The organism is Ancylobacter sp. (genome assembly GCF_965249975.1).
Classification (GTDB): Bacteria; Pseudomonadota; Alphaproteobacteria; order Rhizobiales; family Xanthobacteraceae; genus Ancylobacter.
In genome coordinates this window covers 87535-101234 of record NZ_CBDFNE010000006.1, presented here as the reverse complement: position 1 = coordinate 101234, position 13700 = coordinate 87535, and the positions used below count along the sequence as shown (strand labels likewise).

Sequence of the window (13700 nt, the reverse complement as noted above, 5' to 3'; positions counted from 1 at the left end):
CTGGGCGACAAGCCCCTGCGCCGCCGCGACAGCATTGAGGTCGGCTGCTGACTTGCCGGCGCCGCGGCTCTCATACTGCGTGACGACACGGCGGATCTGCTCGACGGTTACAGCCATCGTGGACCTCACTCAGGATCGCGGGGGAGAGGGTTGGCGCTCGGCCAGAACATCGTTGAGAGCGGCGTTCATGGCCGCGAGCAGATCGCGGAACCGGTCGAAGTCGTCCGCGCCGTCGATGCCATAGCGGGCGGCGTAACGGTCGATCGATGAGAACGGCACCGCCGAGTGCGGCCCGGAGGGGCGGTCGGACAGCAGCGCCCAGAAGGCCCGCCACTCGAATTCGAGATGCGGATGCACCGCCGGGCGCTCGGCCAGCGCCTTTGGAATCTCGCCGGTTTCTTCGGCGAGATCCATCAGCCACGTTATCTGGTCGCCCCACGCCAGCAGCCAGCGCAGGGCGTCGGTCAGTTTTTTGCGTCGGCCTCGAAAGAGGCGATGCCCTTGGTCTGCACCTCACTCGCGGCGAAGACCGCCGCGGCGCGTAGGTACACCCCGATATCGGGATCGAGCAGCAGCGGCTTGGTGCAAGGCTCGTCAAGGCTCCATCCGGTCACCACCGTCGCGGCGAGGATCTCGGCGAAGATGTCGTCGGACACCTCGGGAGGGAGGTTTTCCTTCTGCTCCTCACTGAGCGCGGCGACCAGGCGGCTGCGGAGCCGGGCGGCGTCGGGATTGTTGAGGGTCCGGGCACGGATCGAGATCTCGATACCAAGCTCGTCGAGGCGAATTCCCCGCACCCACACGCCGGCATCCGCCTTGGCCTTGGCCGCACGGATGTCCTGCAGGCTGATCACGTTCGACGTTTCAGGCGTCACGGGTTTTCTCCTTGGTGGACTTATCCTCGCGCGCATGCCCCTTGCCGACGATCATCCTGGCAAAATCGAGGGGCACATCGTTGGGAATGGAAAGGGGCTGGCCGGCGACGAAGTCGCGCCGGCGCCCCTCGGGGTAGCCCGTGAAGGGCTCCACGACGGTGACGGTTTTCATGGGCTTGGTCCTGGTGGCGGAAGGATCAGGCGACGGCGCGCGTGATCTTGAGCGAACAGGCCTCGGCGGGGTCGAGCTTGGCGCGGAATGGAACGCTGACCATCACATCGTCATTGTTGCCGCCGATCTGCTTGGCGCCATCGAGGAAGACGATGTTCGGGCAGAGGATCGTGTATTTCTTGTTCGCATCCTTGCCGATCGTGAGGCTCAGAGCGCCGCCGCCATGGTCGAGAACCGCCTGATAAAGCGCCTGGCTCTCGAAATAGGCTTCCAGCGTTCCGGTGACGTCGCAGCGCCCAGCCCCGAATTCTTCGCTGAAGAGCGAACCAACCGCGGGGCGCTCGCGGAGATTGTTGTTGATCTCCAGATTGACGCTGCGCAGCTTCGGCGTCGGGTTGAGGCCGGCGACGGAGAGCGCCGCCACATGAGCGGAAGAGGTAAGGATCGGTTCCGTGGTCGCGGCGGTGTAGGTGGCTCCGGTCACGATGGCCGAGGCCAGCGCTTCCTTCTGGCCCATGAGTCCGAGCGAGCCGGTGACCTTGGCGCGGGCGGCTATGGCGAGGGAGAAGGTATTGACCGAACAGCCGGTGAAGCGGCTGAAGCTGTCGGTGGCGCCAAGCTCCAGGGTCTCTTCGACCGTGAAGTATTTCGGCGTGACGCCATTCTTCAGCACATTGGTCGTCCATACACCCCGAAGGGCGGACTCCAGCATGTCGTCGAACGTCCCGTAGGAGAACTCGAACGGGTAAGCGCCGCCGGCGCCGAGCCCGAGCAGGCCCTCATCCGTGACGTTCCGGTCCGCACGCAACTCGTCGCTGGTCTGCGTAGTCTTGTTCGTCCGCACCCCGCCGCCAGTGGTGCGGAGCACCTTGAAGGTAGGGGTGGCAGGCGTGGTGCCAAACGCCGTCTCGGCGACATAGGCGATCCGCGCCTCGCTGGAATTGGCGAAGGGCATGGCAGTTCTCCGATGTGAGAAGGGTCAGCCGATAAAATCGGCCTCGTAGACGATGGCGGCGCTGATCGACCAGTAATTGCCATCCGCGTTGCGATCGTCGGTCACAGGCGGCGAGGCCTGATAGGTCCGCACCGGCCCGAAGTCCTGATTGCGGAAGTGCCGGCGCAGATCGTCCAGCCATTCGGTGCCCGTGACGACACCCGTTCCCCGCTCCACATAGAGCACGAACCGGATCACGCCTTCCTCGCGTTGGACGTTGGCGCCCGGCGCGCCAATGCTCGCCGGGCCTTCGTTCGCGATGGGGTACTGGACCTCAAGATAGGGCGAAGCATCGATCGGGGTCTCGAAGACCTCATTCGGGTAGGAGATCGGGGTGAGGGTCCAGAAGCCGTCGAGCCGCAGCTTGACGGCCTTCATTACATCGGCGGATGCCATCTCAACCTCACAGGGTGATCACGATGGCGGGCTGGCGGGTGACGTGCTCCTGGGCACGAGCCGCTGAACGCGCGGAGGCCGCCGCGAACCGGCCGCGCCTGTCGCGACTGACAGGCGCGCCGGCGGGAATATAGGAAGTGAGGCCGCCGCCCTGATAGGACCGATAGGAGAAGCGGATGCGGGCCAGATTCCCGAACCTCGCTTTCGCCATGGCGGCAACCGCTTCATAAACCCCGTCCGGGGCCTGTGAGCTCGATCCCCGCTCGATCCTTCGGGCGTAGGGCACCGTCGAGAGAAACACATATTCCTCGGCGCGCGGGAGCGCCGCCCCCGGCCGCACCTCGGCGCCGTCCGCGAAGAGAACATGGCTGTCCTGGTACGCGCCCGTCAGCACCGGCGAGTGACGGACAAGCATGTCACCGATCCACTCAAACAGATCGTCGAGCAGATCGAATTCGAACACGATCACGCCGTCTGCCTTGACGCTCTCCAGCGGCGCACCCTGGCGGCCGTCGACGAACGTTTCATGAGGCGGCACACGGCCGAGCGCCCGTCGGTTGGTCTCCTGCGCCTCGGCCAGGCCCTTGCGCGCGTAATCTGCGAGATGCCGCGCCCGCTCGGCGGGCGGCTCGCCCTCGCGGATCGCCAGCGTAATGCTGCGATCCAGCGGCTCAATCCGCGTCGACACCCGGCTCATCAGCCGCGCACCCGCATTTCAATGCGGGAGACCACATCCGCCGTGCGGATGAGATCGACCGCCATCACCGCGCACACCCGCCCGCCAACCACCGCCTTGTCACCTACCCGCGGCGACCACGCGAAGGGGAAGCCCGTCGGCGACAGGATAAGGCGCCGATCCCCTTGAACCACACCGCCGCCGAGCTCATCCGGCAGGTAACCCCGCACGCAGGCACGCACCGACACTTCTTCCGCGCCGCGCCGGAGGGTTACGCCTTCGCCATAGGCGACAAGGGAGCGATCGAGCACCGCAATCATCTCGGCCGGCTTCATCAGAGATATATCCGATAGGGCAAAAGGAGGCGCTCTATGGCGCTCTGCATCAGGCGCTCGGCCTGCGGCGAAACCGTCCATTCCTTTTCGACGATGCCGTTGGCGCTCTCGCGCTTCAGGAAGATGTCTTCCCGCGCGAGAGAACGGAGCGACTGCACCGAAAGGGCGACTGCCTGCTTTGCGGGAAGAAGCTCGGGACTATCGTCGGCATAACCAGCGACGAAGCGGATACGCACGGCATCGGGTGATCGGGAGGTTGCCGGCCAGGAGAGGCCGGGAGCAGGACGGACGCCGCACAGTATGCCCTCAAGCGAAGAGCGATAGTTCGCCGGAGGGACGGTTTGCACCACGCCACTCCGGTCCTCGTACGTGATCGACACGATGCTGGCGATCGGCGGGTGCGGCAGCGGGATGACGCCCTGACTATCGATCGCACAGAAGTCGTCGGTCACCACTTCCAGCGTCTGCACGCCAAAGGCCCGACCAACCCAGCTGTTCGGCGGCTCGATCGCCTGTTGCGCCACAGCGATCAGCAGGCGGAGATGGGTGTCGTCGAGCCCCTCCAGGCCGGGGACAAACCTGCGAAGATCTGCCTCACTCAGGATAGGCCGCGCGGGCTCGACGACGATCACGGACATGGTCAGTTGCTCTCAACAGCCGGCTTGAGCAGCGCGACGATGTCCGCCTTCTTGGTGACATCGGCAGGGATCTCGATCCCGGACGCCTTCGCATGATCGCGAAGTTCCGCCACGGTCATTCCTTCAAGATCCGACCCCTTAGCCTGCGCCGCCACCGCCGCCGCAATCTCTTCCGGCGAGCTTTTGGACGCATAGCCGCGCGGCGGATAGGCATCGGCCCGATAGCCTGCCGACACAAACTCGGCGATGGTCGGCCCGTCCTGACGCAAGGTGGGCACACCCTCGCCCCCCTCGGTCAAGCATTCCGCCTTCACAAGCCGCTTGATCTGTTCGGCATCAAGCGGCGGGTCGATAGCGTCGCCCTCACCCGGGCGATAGCGGCGCCCGGTGCGGACGTCGACGAATTCGGCAACGATCTTCATCGCAGACTCCTTTGGAGATCGGCAGACAGGACCGGGTGCCGCCCCACGGCCGGCGCCCGGCTCGTGAGGGAGATCAGACCGGCGGGTTCGGCGTGGGCGCGTAGCGGGCGCCGAACAGCAGGGCGACGGCGTCGACGAAGATGTTGCCGGCATCATTGCCGGCCGGGGTGATGGTGAGGCGCACATAGCGCTTCGGCCCGACGTAACCGATCTTGCGGACCTTGTTATCGTCGTCTGCGGCGGTGAACCCCGCCAGCGCTTCCGTACCGCTCAGCTGCGCATCCGGCACGGCGGCAGCATCGGAAAGATTCGCCTGGTCGCCATGCTCGACGAGCACGGCGAAGGTGGCGTTGGTGTCGGTGTTCACGCCGATGTTGATGGCGAAGACGAGGCCATTGTAGCCGGCGAGGTCGATCACCTGGCTGACGATTGCGGTGTTGTCGGTGCGCGCGGCCTGCGGGCTGATCGCCCGCGCGACGTGCATGCGGCTCAGAAAGTCCTGCATCTGCGGACCCTTTCGAAATGGAGGAGATGGGAGGCAGGAGCAGCCCGGCGTGACGGCGGGGCTGCAGGAGGCGGCGTCAGCCGGCCGGGACGTCGAGGCCGACGAAGGGCGAGACCTGGTAACCGTTCTCTTCCTTGATCGGAGCAGTGAGCCAGGGAGCGCCGTCGACGTTCCAGAAGATCTTGATCACCGTCTTGTTCGACGTGAACTTGACGTGCTCGGAGGTCGCGACGAACGGGCCGGAGCCATCCTTGATGAGGTAATAGGACCAGTCGGCGAGCAGGATATCGCCCTTGGAGCCGAGGCCCGGCGCCCGGTTGTTCCAGCGCACCGGGTAGCCCAGCAGAGTGCCGGCGAATCCTTCGCGCGCATTGGCCTGCCAGATCAGATTATTGTTGTCGTCCTTGAGCAGGGCGATCTGCGGCAGGGCCGACTGCGGCATGGACCAGACCGGAGAGGTGCCGCCGCGCATCAGCAGGCGCGCCACCATGCCGACCAGATCGCGGTAGGAGACCTGGTTGGCCACCGCGCGATTGACGAAGTAGGTGGCGCCGGAATTCAGCGCACCGAGCGGCTGGGTGATGCCGTTGCCGCGCTGGAAGGCATAATCCTCGGCAGCGGTCACGGCACCGCGGAGCAGGTTCTCGATAAAGGTGCTGGAGGCGCGCCAGTTACGCAGCAGCTTGTCGGTGATCGTGGTGAAGCCGGCCACCTCATGCGGCGTGAGCGTGATCTCGCGCAGCCTGGCGTCGGTTTCGGGCTTTTCGTCGCCCTCACCGATCCACTTCACCTCGACGCCGCCATACATGTTGCCCGGGTTGGCACCGGTCTGGTCGAGCGCAGGGAAGGTCACGCCGGCGTCGGGCGGATCGCCTGCCTCGATAACGTTGGCGCGGGGACGCACCAGCGCATCCTGCGCGGGGACGGACAGGAGCGTCGTGCGCAGCTGGGCCGGCACCATGAAGCCGCCCTGCGCATTGCTGTCCATGCGCATCTCGGCGGAGAGGTCGTCGGCATTGGCGCCGGCACTCTCGACGAAGTTAAGCCGCTGATCGTTCGGGTTGAACCGAACGGCGTGCATGAACTGGCCGAAGCTCTCGAATTCGCGGGCCGCTTCCGGCCCGGGCGGGCGGATGATGCCGTTCTGCCGGGCCGCCGCCGGGCGAATGCTGGACAGGCTCGCCTCCTCCTGCTCCAGCCGCTCGGCGCGCTCGATCTGCGGCTTGATCTTTTCGAGCTCGGCCTCCAGCGCGTCAAATGCGGCGGTCTCCTCCGCCGTCAGGTCGCGACCATTGTCGTTCTCGGCGCCGGTGAGGATCGCGCGCATATCCGCGACCAGCTTGGCGCGCTTTTCGCGCAATGCCTTCAGCATGAATGTTCTCCAGATGCTGACGCCGGGCATGACAAAGCCCACGCAACGCCCCGGCGCGCGCGTGGATCGAAACCGCCGGTGGGCGGATATCCGATGAGGGCTAGAGGTCGAGCAGCGCCAGGGCGCGCCTTTCGCGCGCGACAGGGCGGCGGGAAGCGGCCGGCGCGGCGCTGGCGCCGAACCGGTTCAAGGTCTCTTCAAGCGTCGCGATGGAGTCGGCCATCTTTTCGGAGACGGCCGCCGCAGCGGTCACCGTGCGGCCCATGCCGAACCCTTCCCGCACCGCGGAAAGGGAGACGTTGCGGTTGGACGCGACGCGGCGGACGAACACATCGTAATAGTGATCGACGCGAGCCTGACGATGGGCAATCGCCTCTTCGCTCATCGGCGAGAAGGGCGAGCCCTCGGCTTTGTACTTGCCGGCCGAGATGATCGTCTTTCGCACGCCGGCCTTTTCCAGCGCGGCGCTCACATCCTCATAGATGCCGAGCACACCGATGGAGCCGACTTCGGCCGACGGGTTGAGCACCATCTCATCCGCTGCCGAGGCGATCCAGTAGCCGGCGCTCGCGGCCGTCGAATTGACGTGCGCGACAATGGGCTTGGCGCCGCGCGCGGCGAAGATCTTGGCCGCCAGTTCGTCGGTTCCGGAGACGACACCGCCCGGCGTGTCGACGTCGAGCACGATGGCCTTCACCGCATCGTCAGCCATGGCCATGTCGAAAGCACGCCCGAACCCCTCGGTGCTGGTGCCCCCGGAAATGTCGCTCATCAGGCTCATGCGATTGGCAATGACGCCGCGCAGCGGCAGCACGGCAACAGTCCCTTCGCGCCGCGCGACGTCGCGCTGGGTCTGCCGGGAGATCCGGGCTTCGATCTCCTCCGCTGAAAGCTTGTCGCCGGCGGCCTGCAGGGCGAGGAAGGCGACGATCTGCTCAAGCTTTTCCGACTGGATCGCCCAATACTCGCTGGCCACCGCCATCAAAATGTTGACGTACTTCATGCGGGCACCTGCTCGGGTTCAGCCGGCGTGGCCGGCTGCGGGGGCGGAACGCGTGGAGCGGGCGGCTCCGGTGGGTTGAGGGCGTTTTCAAGCGATTGCAGGTTCGTCGAGACGAACCGCGCGTCTCCGCCGGGGCCGGCGGGCTCCATATCCTCAAGGGCGCAGATTAGGTCGGGCGTGAGAGCGCCCACCTCGAACAGCGCTTTGTAGAAGGCGGCACGGGCGGCCATGTCGCCGCGTAGCAGCGCGTTCATGTTGAATTTGACGTAATAGCCCTGCTCGCGTTCCTCTTCGGTGAAGAGCTTCCAGTCGAGTTCCTGCTCCCACGCCGCCACCCAGGGCTCGATGGTCTGCCGCACGAAGCCAATCATCAGCTGCTCGATGCCGGCCCCCCAGGACGGCACGCCGTCATGGCTCTGGAGCAGGATCAGCGGGACGTCGTACATGCGGGCGATCTCGGCGATCTGCGCCAGCCGGGTGCCGAGGAACTGCGCATCCTCCGGCGGGATGGTCGTCTGCACGTATTTCATGCCCTCTTCGAGCACCTTCACCCGATGAGCATTGTCCAGCCCGCCCTGCGCCTCCACCCGCGAGGCGGGATTGGCGGGGTCTGCCCGCTTTTCGCCGTTCGGTCCCCGCAGGTTTTGGTGCGCCTGGCCGGACAGCTTGCCAGGATGCAGCAGGAAACCGCCGCTCTTCGCATCATTGGCGAAGAACTTGGCACCGAAGGTCTCAAGAGCCTTTGCGAGACCCAGCGCCTCGCGTGCCATGGCGATCGGCGACAGGCCGACATAGCCGTCCTGGCTGATGTCCATGATGTGCAGGACATCGCCCTGGTCTATACGGAACTGCTGGCCGCCGATCGTCGTGCGGTACAACAGGCGATCATCGCGCCGCTCGGGCGCCGTCGCCCACGGCAGAAGCGGCCACAGCCCGACCGCCTGCCCCTTCCCGTTTCGCTCGATCTCAATGTAGCCGTTACCCCAGAGCAAGGCGTGGGCCTGCACGGTCTTGCGCAGCGTGCGCGACGACATGAACGGGTTCGGCCGCAGCCCCAGCGTTCGGTAAAGCGGGTGCTCGGTCGCCTCTTCGGTGCCGCCGCCGGCCTTGCGCTTGAGTATCTTGACCGGGAAGCGGGCGATGGGATTGGTGATGCGGTTGACGCAGGCATAGACCACCGGCAGCTGCAGGGCCGTGCTCTCGGTCACGCTCACACCGGCATTGGTCTTCCCGCCAACGGCGCGGATAAGCCAGTGGTTCGGATCGCTTGTCGGCTGGGACTGGCCGAAGGCCGCCGCCATCAGGTTGGCGAAATAGCCCATCGTCAAACCTCGATCTCGATAATGCCGCGCCCCTCGTAGACCGAAGGCCCTTCGACCTCCTGCGTCATCGCGAGCCCGACTGCCATGACGCCAGCAGCAATGCCGTCGATCTTCTCGCGGCTCTTCTTCTTGGCCACGCAATAGTTCAGGTTATCATCGAACCGGACCACGGCATTTCCAGCCATCCACTTAAGAACGGGGTGCCCGCCATGGTCCAACTCCCCCGCCATTACCAATCTCTCAAAATGCTTGGTCGGCTCCCCAAGCGTCGGGATGCCCTGGCGCATCTCACGGAACAGGTTCGCATCAGCCCCCTCTTCCTGAAGATCGGTCAACAGCTTGGTCGAATTCCACGGGTCGTATGCGATGGCCTCGACGCCGAATTCCTCGATCCCCGCAAGGATCGCCCGCTTGAGGTAGTTCTGATCGACGACATTGCCGGGCGTCGGCGTCAGAGCACCTGCAGCGGCCCATTGATCATACGGCAGGCCATCGTTCTTAACCCTGGCCGCAAGCGTGTCTTCCGGCACCCAGAATTCGCAGAGCACCTGCCAGACCGGGTGATCGTCATCGGGCGGGAAAGCCCAGACGAGAGCGGTCACATCCTTGGTCGACGATACGTCGAAAGCGCCAAAGCACCGCCGCCCCCGGAATAGGAAACGGTCACTTCCCCAGACCTTCCAGGCCTTGGCATCCTTCGCACACCGTGCCCACGCCTTTGGATCGAGCCATCGAACGACGGCATCGATCCACTGGTTCAGATGGTAGCACTTGAAGTGAGCCTCGGCCCTCGGGTTGTCCTTTGCCGCCTTCGCCTCGCGCCGGAGGAAATCGATCGTGGGCGAAAGACCGAGCGAAGGATTCGCCCGGCGCCACACGGCCTCGTCTGTCCAGTCATCATCCTTCCCGGCGGCAAACAGCACGACGAGCGTTGACGGATCGTCGATCCGGCCATCGAGAATGGCGAGGCTCTTTTCCCACAGCCCGTAGCCGACATCGTTGGCCCGCACCCCGGCCGTGGACGCATAAAGCTCGATCGGCTGGAGCCGCGCGCCCGTCCCCTGGCGGAGGGTGTCGGCAAGCTCCGTGCTGATCCACTCGTGCATCTCGTCGCCGGCAATAACCGTGGGCGAGCGCCCGTGCTTTCCCTCCGGTTTGCCGGACAGCAGTTCGAACGTTGAGCGTATCTGCGGGATCCAGATGCTCTTTTTGAACGGCGTCACACGCCCGGCCATCGGAGGCGAGAGGGCTATCATCGCCTTCATCTTGTCGAAGACGACTTTCCCCTGCTTCTCGTCACGGGCGAAGGCATACCCTTGCCCACCAACGGCGCCATCGAGCACGAAGAATAACAGCGCGAGGGCCGAGAGGAATTCGCTCTTACCGTTCTTTCGCGGGACCCATAGCATCAGCTGCCGGAAGAGGCGGACGTGCTCCATTCGGGGCAGCCCGGTCTCTTCGTCGAGCACCTCGACCGGCACTTTCCAGCCGACGAGCAGGCGGACAATGATCTCCTGCCAGCGATTGAGCCGGAATGGCTTGCCGGCGAACCGATCCTCGGTGAGGCGGAACACCTGCGGCCACATGCGCACCGCTGCATCGGCCTTTACGGCATCGAACCACGCGCCAGGCACTTCCCGCGCGCGCCTCCACGCCGTGAGCGCCCAGGCGTAGACCTCCTCTTCTGCGACCGCGGCAAGCCATTTCGGTTCCGGGCATTGCGGCGGAGCGGCAGCGCGGACTTCCGCCTCCGCATCATCCATGATCAGCGCCTAGTTCGGACGCGAGCCCGGCGGCGCCGAATCCAGTCGGGCCAAAGCTCCGATCGGGTCCACGTCCGCCGGTGGAGCAGGATCGTCCGGAACCGACGAGGGCGCAGCTTGCGGAGCCTGATCCCCAAACAGTGGAAGGCTGCCATAGCCTCCCAGCGCGGCCGACTGGTCGCGCAGGATCTTGAACCGGGCGTCGGCGCGCATTCCGTAGGATGCCTCAAGGTCCGACAGCACTTTTTCGAGCGTCTGCATGGCCTTGAAGGCGGGATGCTGCCGCTTGGTCTTGTTGCCGTTCGTATCGGTCGCGTCGTACCAGGTGCCCTCTCGCCGGATGGCCTCGTCGGCGGCGATCCACTCGACGACATAACGGCAGTACCTGCCGAGCGGCTGTGCATCGAGCGCGTTGACGAAATTGAGCCGGGCGAGAAGCGGCACGTATTCGCGCCAGACATCCATCGCCTTCCGGCTCTTCGACAACCAGCGCGGCGGCTTGATCTCTCCCGGGTTCACCGGGGTGGTAGTCGCCTTGGCGGGACGCCGTCCGGGATTCCCCTTCGCGTCCTGCAGGCCGGCATCGTCCGGTTTTCTGCCCCGCATCTAAGTCACTCCCGGAAAAAAATAATCCGCCAATTTCGCGACAACACACGCGACCTTGCCCAAGCGGTCCGGGGCCCAAGGCTCTGGACTTTTTGCCCCCCCCCTACCCCTCGGCGTCGACCCGGAGAGCCCGCGTGACCCGGACGGCCTCGGGACTGTCGAGATGCAGATCGCGAAGGCGAATCTCGCCTCGATCAAACCGCGCTTCGAGGTGCTTCTTGACGACGTCGTGATGCCAGCGGCAGGAGGGCTGCCACATCTCCATCACCCAGAACTTCGTCATGTCGCCGCGATGCGGCTCGACATGGTCGACCAAGGTGGCAGGCGTGAGCCGGCCCTCTGCCGTGCATCCAAGACAAAGCGGGTGACTGGCGAGATAGGCCTTTGCGGCTCGGTCCCACTCGGCGGTATAGCCGCGAGCCCGCGCCGATCCCCGCCGCTTGTCATATTCCTGTGCCGGAGTGAGGCGCGGAGCCCGCACGTGCGACGGCCGGAACATCGGCGGGCGCGTGGGCATGGCAGGCTCCAGAAATGACAATGCCCGGCAGCGATATCGCTCCGGGCACATGTGCTCATCCTGTTTTTTGTACGGGTACGCCCGTTAGCAGAGATCGTCAACCATCGGCATAGACGATGCGCACCTCTTTTTCGTCGTGCATCCACACACCCCGCTCCTGATCGCTCCCTACCACTCTAACAGGCAAGTCATCGCCAGCCTTCGGATCGGTCATCTTCCACCGTCGGCACAGTTGAGAGAGGCCACGCTCAATCCGCATAAGGTCTCTTTCCGAACAGGGAAGGTCACGAATGATAACCCGCTCCATTGCAGCGAAGACGAGCGGCGCATCATCGAGACGACCAATCGCCTTCTTTGCCCCGTCAAGCTGGCTGAGCACGCGCGCGCGCATCTCCACTTCAGTCTCAGCCCTCTCATTCTTGCCGGACTCCCCGCGCTTCCACGCATCATCATCGTCGTCCACACCCGCCGAAACGACCCTGCCCAAGGCGGTGCCTGTAGGCATGGGCGTAGCGAGCACGATGTGGAACTGCATGACGATGGACCGCCAGCGGTCAGCCGCCCAATACTTGGCCTCGCTGATCTTGCCCGCCAGGTGCAGCCGCCCGATCTCGCTTTCGGCCCGCTGGTCGCGACGATGGGCATCCTTCAGCCAGCGCCGATGCGGCTGCTCGAAAACCACGGCACGCACATCGACGCGCTTCTGCTCCGAATCCGACAGCCGGCCGCACGGTTTCCGCTTCCCCAACTTCCTCGGCCTGCCCCGTCGCGCCATCTCGCCTCTCCTCACCCGCCGCCGTCCACAAATGCCGCCATGTCGTCGTCGCTCGTCGCTGCTTCGCCCGGCGGGCCGGCGCCCGGCTTGGGCGGGAACAGCGTCGGGAAGCTGCGCCCCAGCCGGCGCTGGTGCGTGCCGTCCGGCATGCGCGTCAGGATGCGGGCGCAGGTCATGCGGTTGCCGAAGCCGACAGCGGCATAGGCCTCCTGCCACGCCCGCCACGGTTCGCTGCCGGCCGCGACGAACACCCAGCGCTCATCGGTGCGCCCGCTCATCGCCCATTGCACCGCCCGGCTCACAGGGTCCGCCTCAACCGGCCGCGCGGCCGGCGCGTCAGAGGCCGGCGCCGTCGCCGGCAGCGTGGCGAAGCGCTCCCAGCGTCGTTCGGAAAGGTAGGTTGCCGGGTCGCAGATACGGCGCTTCACCGCCCGGCAGTGGTCGAGGAAGCGCGAGGCCAGCGCCAGCGCCTGCGCCCGGTCGACGGGCGAGAGGCGAGCCCATGCCCGCAGGAACTTGGCCTTGCTCGCCGCCGGGTCGGGAACGAACATTTCCCACAGCGCATCGGCCTGGGTGTCCGGCGCCGCCGGTGCCGCCCCCTGCTCCCCTTCCCCATCAGAATTTGAAATCCCCACCCCGGCCCCCTGGGGGGCTTGGGGGGATTCTTCCTTCAAGTGATGGTTAGGATGATAGTTATGGGCCTCCTCAATTTGAGGAGGGGCACTCCCCGAAATTGAAGAGGGGGCCTCCTCAATTTGAGGAGGGGGGCCTCTCCAATTTGAGGAGGGGGTGGCCCCGTTCCCCTGCCCCTTCATCATCAGCCGGATCATGTCGGTGGAGCGCGAACCGTTGTCGCGAAGCCGCTCCTCCCGGGCGATCAGCCGCGCGGCTTCCAGCGCCGCCAGATGGCGCGAAACCGAGCCCGGCGCCATTTCGGTGTCGTCGGCAATCTGCCGGCGGGAAGGCCAGCAGCACCCATCCTCGTCGGCATAGTCGGCCAGCGCCCGCAGCACGCTCTTCGCGCCCATGGAACCCGTCTGCTGCCGCTTCGCCCAAGCCATGGCCTCGACGCTCATGCGCGCCTCCTCGCCGGCCGCAATGCGTCGGACATTTTTGTACGAAACCTCTTGGCATCCGCACAGAAATGTGCGAATATCTCTCCATCGAAAACGGAGATGGGGAGATGAACAGGGACGACTTCCTCCGGGCGCTTCGCAAGTATTGCCGCAAGAATGGCCTTACCTTCGAAGTCAACCGCCGGCATGGGAAGGGAAGCCACTACTGGATCAAGGTCAACGACAAGTCGACCACGGCTCCAAAGGGTGACTA

Annotated in this window: 18 protein-coding genes; all 18 read right to left on the bottom strand. The window is 65.3% G+C overall.

What is annotated here, in order from left to right; genetic code table 11:
• Positions 1 to 129 precede the first annotated feature (129 nt).
• The 18 genes from ACP2AH_RS09005 to ACP2AH_RS08920 all read right to left on the bottom strand — a co-directional run bounded on the left by ACP2AH_RS09005 (position 130) and on the right by ACP2AH_RS08920 (position 13447).
• Positions 130 to 414 (bottom strand): phage tail assembly chaperone, encoded by a 285-nt coding sequence (locus ACP2AH_RS09005; protein ID WP_425105490.1) that lies wholly within the window; start codon positions 412 to 414, stop codon positions 130 to 132.
• Between the two features lie 50 nt (positions 415 to 464).
• Positions 465 to 875, bottom strand: coding sequence for a hypothetical protein (locus tag ACP2AH_RS09000; protein WP_425105489.1), 411 nt, complete (start codon positions 873 to 875; stop codon positions 465 to 467).
• The gene (locus ACP2AH_RS08995) at positions 865 to 1047 is read right to left on the bottom strand and encodes a hypothetical protein (RefSeq protein ID WP_425105488.1); all 183 of its coding nucleotides are present in this window, start codon (positions 1045 to 1047) and stop codon (positions 865 to 867) included. The genes ACP2AH_RS09000 and ACP2AH_RS08995 overlap by 11 nt, the downstream gene beginning before the upstream one ends.
• Positions 1048 to 1072: 25 nt before the next feature.
• Positions 1073 to 2002, bottom strand: a complete 930-nt coding sequence (locus ACP2AH_RS08990) for a phage tail tube protein (RefSeq protein WP_425105487.1) — start codon at positions 2000 to 2002, stop codon at positions 1073 to 1075.
• A 24-nt stretch (positions 2003 to 2026) separates the two neighbouring features.
• Entirely contained in the window at positions 2027 to 2437 is a 411-nt protein-coding gene (locus tag ACP2AH_RS08985; RefSeq protein WP_425105486.1) for a phage tail terminator-like protein, read from the bottom strand.
• A gap of 7 nt (positions 2438 to 2444) precedes the next feature.
• Positions 2445 to 3134: a hypothetical protein gene (locus ACP2AH_RS08980; RefSeq protein WP_425105485.1), complete on the bottom strand. Its 690-nt coding sequence runs from the start codon at positions 3132 to 3134 to the stop codon at positions 2445 to 2447.
• Positions 3134 to 3448 (bottom strand): hypothetical protein, encoded by a 315-nt coding sequence (locus ACP2AH_RS08975; protein WP_425105484.1) that lies wholly within the window; start codon positions 3446 to 3448, stop codon positions 3134 to 3136. The genes ACP2AH_RS08980 and ACP2AH_RS08975 overlap by 1 nt, the downstream gene beginning before the upstream one ends.
• Positions 3448 to 4086 carry a hypothetical protein gene (locus ACP2AH_RS08970; RefSeq protein ID WP_425105483.1) on the bottom strand — a complete coding sequence of 213 codons (639 nt, stop codon included), beginning with the start codon at positions 4084 to 4086 and terminating at the stop codon, positions 3448 to 3450. Before ACP2AH_RS08970 ends, ACP2AH_RS08975 begins: the two co-directional genes overlap by 1 nt.
• Before the next feature lie 2 nt (positions 4087 to 4088).
• The gene (locus ACP2AH_RS08965) at positions 4089 to 4508 is read right to left on the bottom strand and encodes a Rho termination factor N-terminal domain-containing protein (RefSeq protein ID WP_425105482.1); all 420 of its coding nucleotides are present in this window, start codon (positions 4506 to 4508) and stop codon (positions 4089 to 4091) included.
• A 73-nt stretch (positions 4509 to 4581) separates the two neighbouring features.
• Positions 4582 to 5013, bottom strand: a complete 432-nt coding sequence (locus tag ACP2AH_RS08960) for a hypothetical protein (RefSeq protein ID WP_425105481.1) — start codon at positions 5011 to 5013, stop codon at positions 4582 to 4584.
• Positions 5014 to 5089: 76 nt separating this feature from the next.
• The gene (locus ACP2AH_RS08955; protein WP_425105480.1) at positions 5090 to 6385 is read right to left on the bottom strand and encodes a phage major capsid protein; all 1296 of its coding nucleotides are present in this window, start codon (positions 6383 to 6385) and stop codon (positions 5090 to 5092) included.
• 100 nt (positions 6386 to 6485) lie between these two features.
• The gene (locus ACP2AH_RS08950) at positions 6486 to 7388 is read right to left on the bottom strand and encodes a S49 family peptidase (RefSeq protein WP_425105479.1); all 903 of its coding nucleotides are present in this window, start codon (positions 7386 to 7388) and stop codon (positions 6486 to 6488) included.
• Positions 7385 to 8710, bottom strand: coding sequence for a phage portal protein (locus ACP2AH_RS08945; RefSeq protein WP_425105478.1), 1326 nt, complete (start codon positions 8708 to 8710; stop codon positions 7385 to 7387). The genes ACP2AH_RS08950 and ACP2AH_RS08945 overlap by 4 nt, the downstream gene beginning before the upstream one ends.
• Before the next feature lie 2 nt (positions 8711 to 8712).
• A complete protein-coding gene (locus ACP2AH_RS08940; protein WP_425105477.1) occupies positions 8713 to 10473 on the bottom strand; it encodes a terminase large subunit in 1761 nt (586 codons plus the stop codon).
• A gap of 9 nt (positions 10474 to 10482) precedes the next feature.
• A complete protein-coding gene (locus tag ACP2AH_RS08935) occupies positions 10483 to 11079 on the bottom strand; it encodes a phage terminase small subunit P27 family (protein WP_425105476.1) in 597 nt (198 codons plus the stop codon).
• 103 nt (positions 11080 to 11182) lie between these two features.
• Entirely contained in the window at positions 11183 to 11596 is a 414-nt protein-coding gene (locus ACP2AH_RS08930) for an HNH endonuclease (protein WP_425105475.1), read from the bottom strand.
• 97 nt (positions 11597 to 11693) lie between these two features.
• Entirely contained in the window at positions 11694 to 12371 is a 678-nt protein-coding gene (locus ACP2AH_RS08925; protein WP_425105474.1) for a hypothetical protein, read from the bottom strand.
• An 11-nt stretch (positions 12372 to 12382) separates the two neighbouring features.
• On the bottom strand, positions 12383 to 13447 hold the full coding sequence (locus ACP2AH_RS08920; protein ID WP_425105473.1) for a helix-turn-helix domain-containing protein: 1065 nt from the start codon (positions 13445 to 13447) through the stop codon (positions 12383 to 12385).
• Positions 13448 to 13700 lie beyond the last annotated feature (253 nt).

Coding starts and splice junctions, on each gene's coding strand:
- ACP2AH_RS08925 (WP_425105474.1), bottom strand. CDS start 12,371: ATGGCGCGACGGGGCAGGCCGAGGAAGTTGGGGAAGCGGAAACCGTGC.
- ACP2AH_RS09005 (WP_425105490.1), bottom strand. CDS start 414: ATGGATCTCGCCGAAGAAACCGGCGAGATTCCAAAGGCGCTGGCCGAG.
- ACP2AH_RS08955 (WP_425105480.1), bottom strand. CDS start 6,385: ATGCTGAAGGCATTGCGCGAAAAGCGCGCCAAGCTGGTCGCGGATATG.
- ACP2AH_RS08985 (WP_425105486.1), bottom strand. CDS start 2,437: ATGGCATCCGCCGATGTAATGAAGGCCGTCAAGCTGCGGCTCGACGGC.
- ACP2AH_RS08995 (WP_425105488.1), bottom strand. CDS start 1,047: ATGAAAACCGTCACCGTCGTGGAGCCCTTCACGGGCTACCCCGAGGGG.
- ACP2AH_RS08980 (WP_425105485.1), bottom strand. CDS start 3,134: ATGAGCCGGGTGTCGACGCGGATTGAGCCGCTGGATCGCAGCATTACG.
- ACP2AH_RS08935 (WP_425105476.1), bottom strand. CDS start 11,079: ATGCGGGGCAGAAAACCGGACGATGCCGGCCTGCAGGACGCGAAGGGG.
- ACP2AH_RS08920 (WP_425105473.1), bottom strand. CDS start 13,447: ATGAGCGTCGAGGCCATGGCTTGGGCGAAGCGGCAGCAGACGGGTTCC.
- ACP2AH_RS08970 (WP_425105483.1), bottom strand. CDS start 4,086: ATGTCCGTGATCGTCGTCGAGCCCGCGCGGCCTATCCTGAGTGAGGCA.
- ACP2AH_RS08945 (WP_425105478.1), bottom strand. CDS start 8,710: ATGGGCTATTTCGCCAACCTGATGGCGGCGGCCTTCGGCCAGTCCCAG.
- ACP2AH_RS08960 (WP_425105481.1), bottom strand. CDS start 5,013: ATGCAGGACTTTCTGAGCCGCATGCACGTCGCGCGGGCGATCAGCCCG.
- ACP2AH_RS08975 (WP_425105484.1), bottom strand. CDS start 3,448: ATGAAGCCGGCCGAGATGATTGCGGTGCTCGATCGCTCCCTTGTCGCC.
- ACP2AH_RS08940 (WP_425105477.1), bottom strand. CDS start 10,473: ATGGATGATGCGGAGGCGGAAGTCCGCGCTGCCGCTCCGCCGCAATGC.
- ACP2AH_RS08930 (WP_425105475.1), bottom strand. CDS start 11,596: ATGCCCACGCGCCCGCCGATGTTCCGGCCGTCGCACGTGCGGGCTCCG.
- ACP2AH_RS08990 (WP_425105487.1), bottom strand. CDS start 2,002: ATGCCCTTCGCCAATTCCAGCGAGGCGCGGATCGCCTATGTCGCCGAG.
- ACP2AH_RS08965 (WP_425105482.1), bottom strand. CDS start 4,508: ATGAAGATCGTTGCCGAATTCGTCGACGTCCGCACCGGGCGCCGCTAT.
- ACP2AH_RS08950 (WP_425105479.1), bottom strand. CDS start 7,388: ATGAAGTACGTCAACATTTTGATGGCGGTGGCCAGCGAGTATTGGGCG.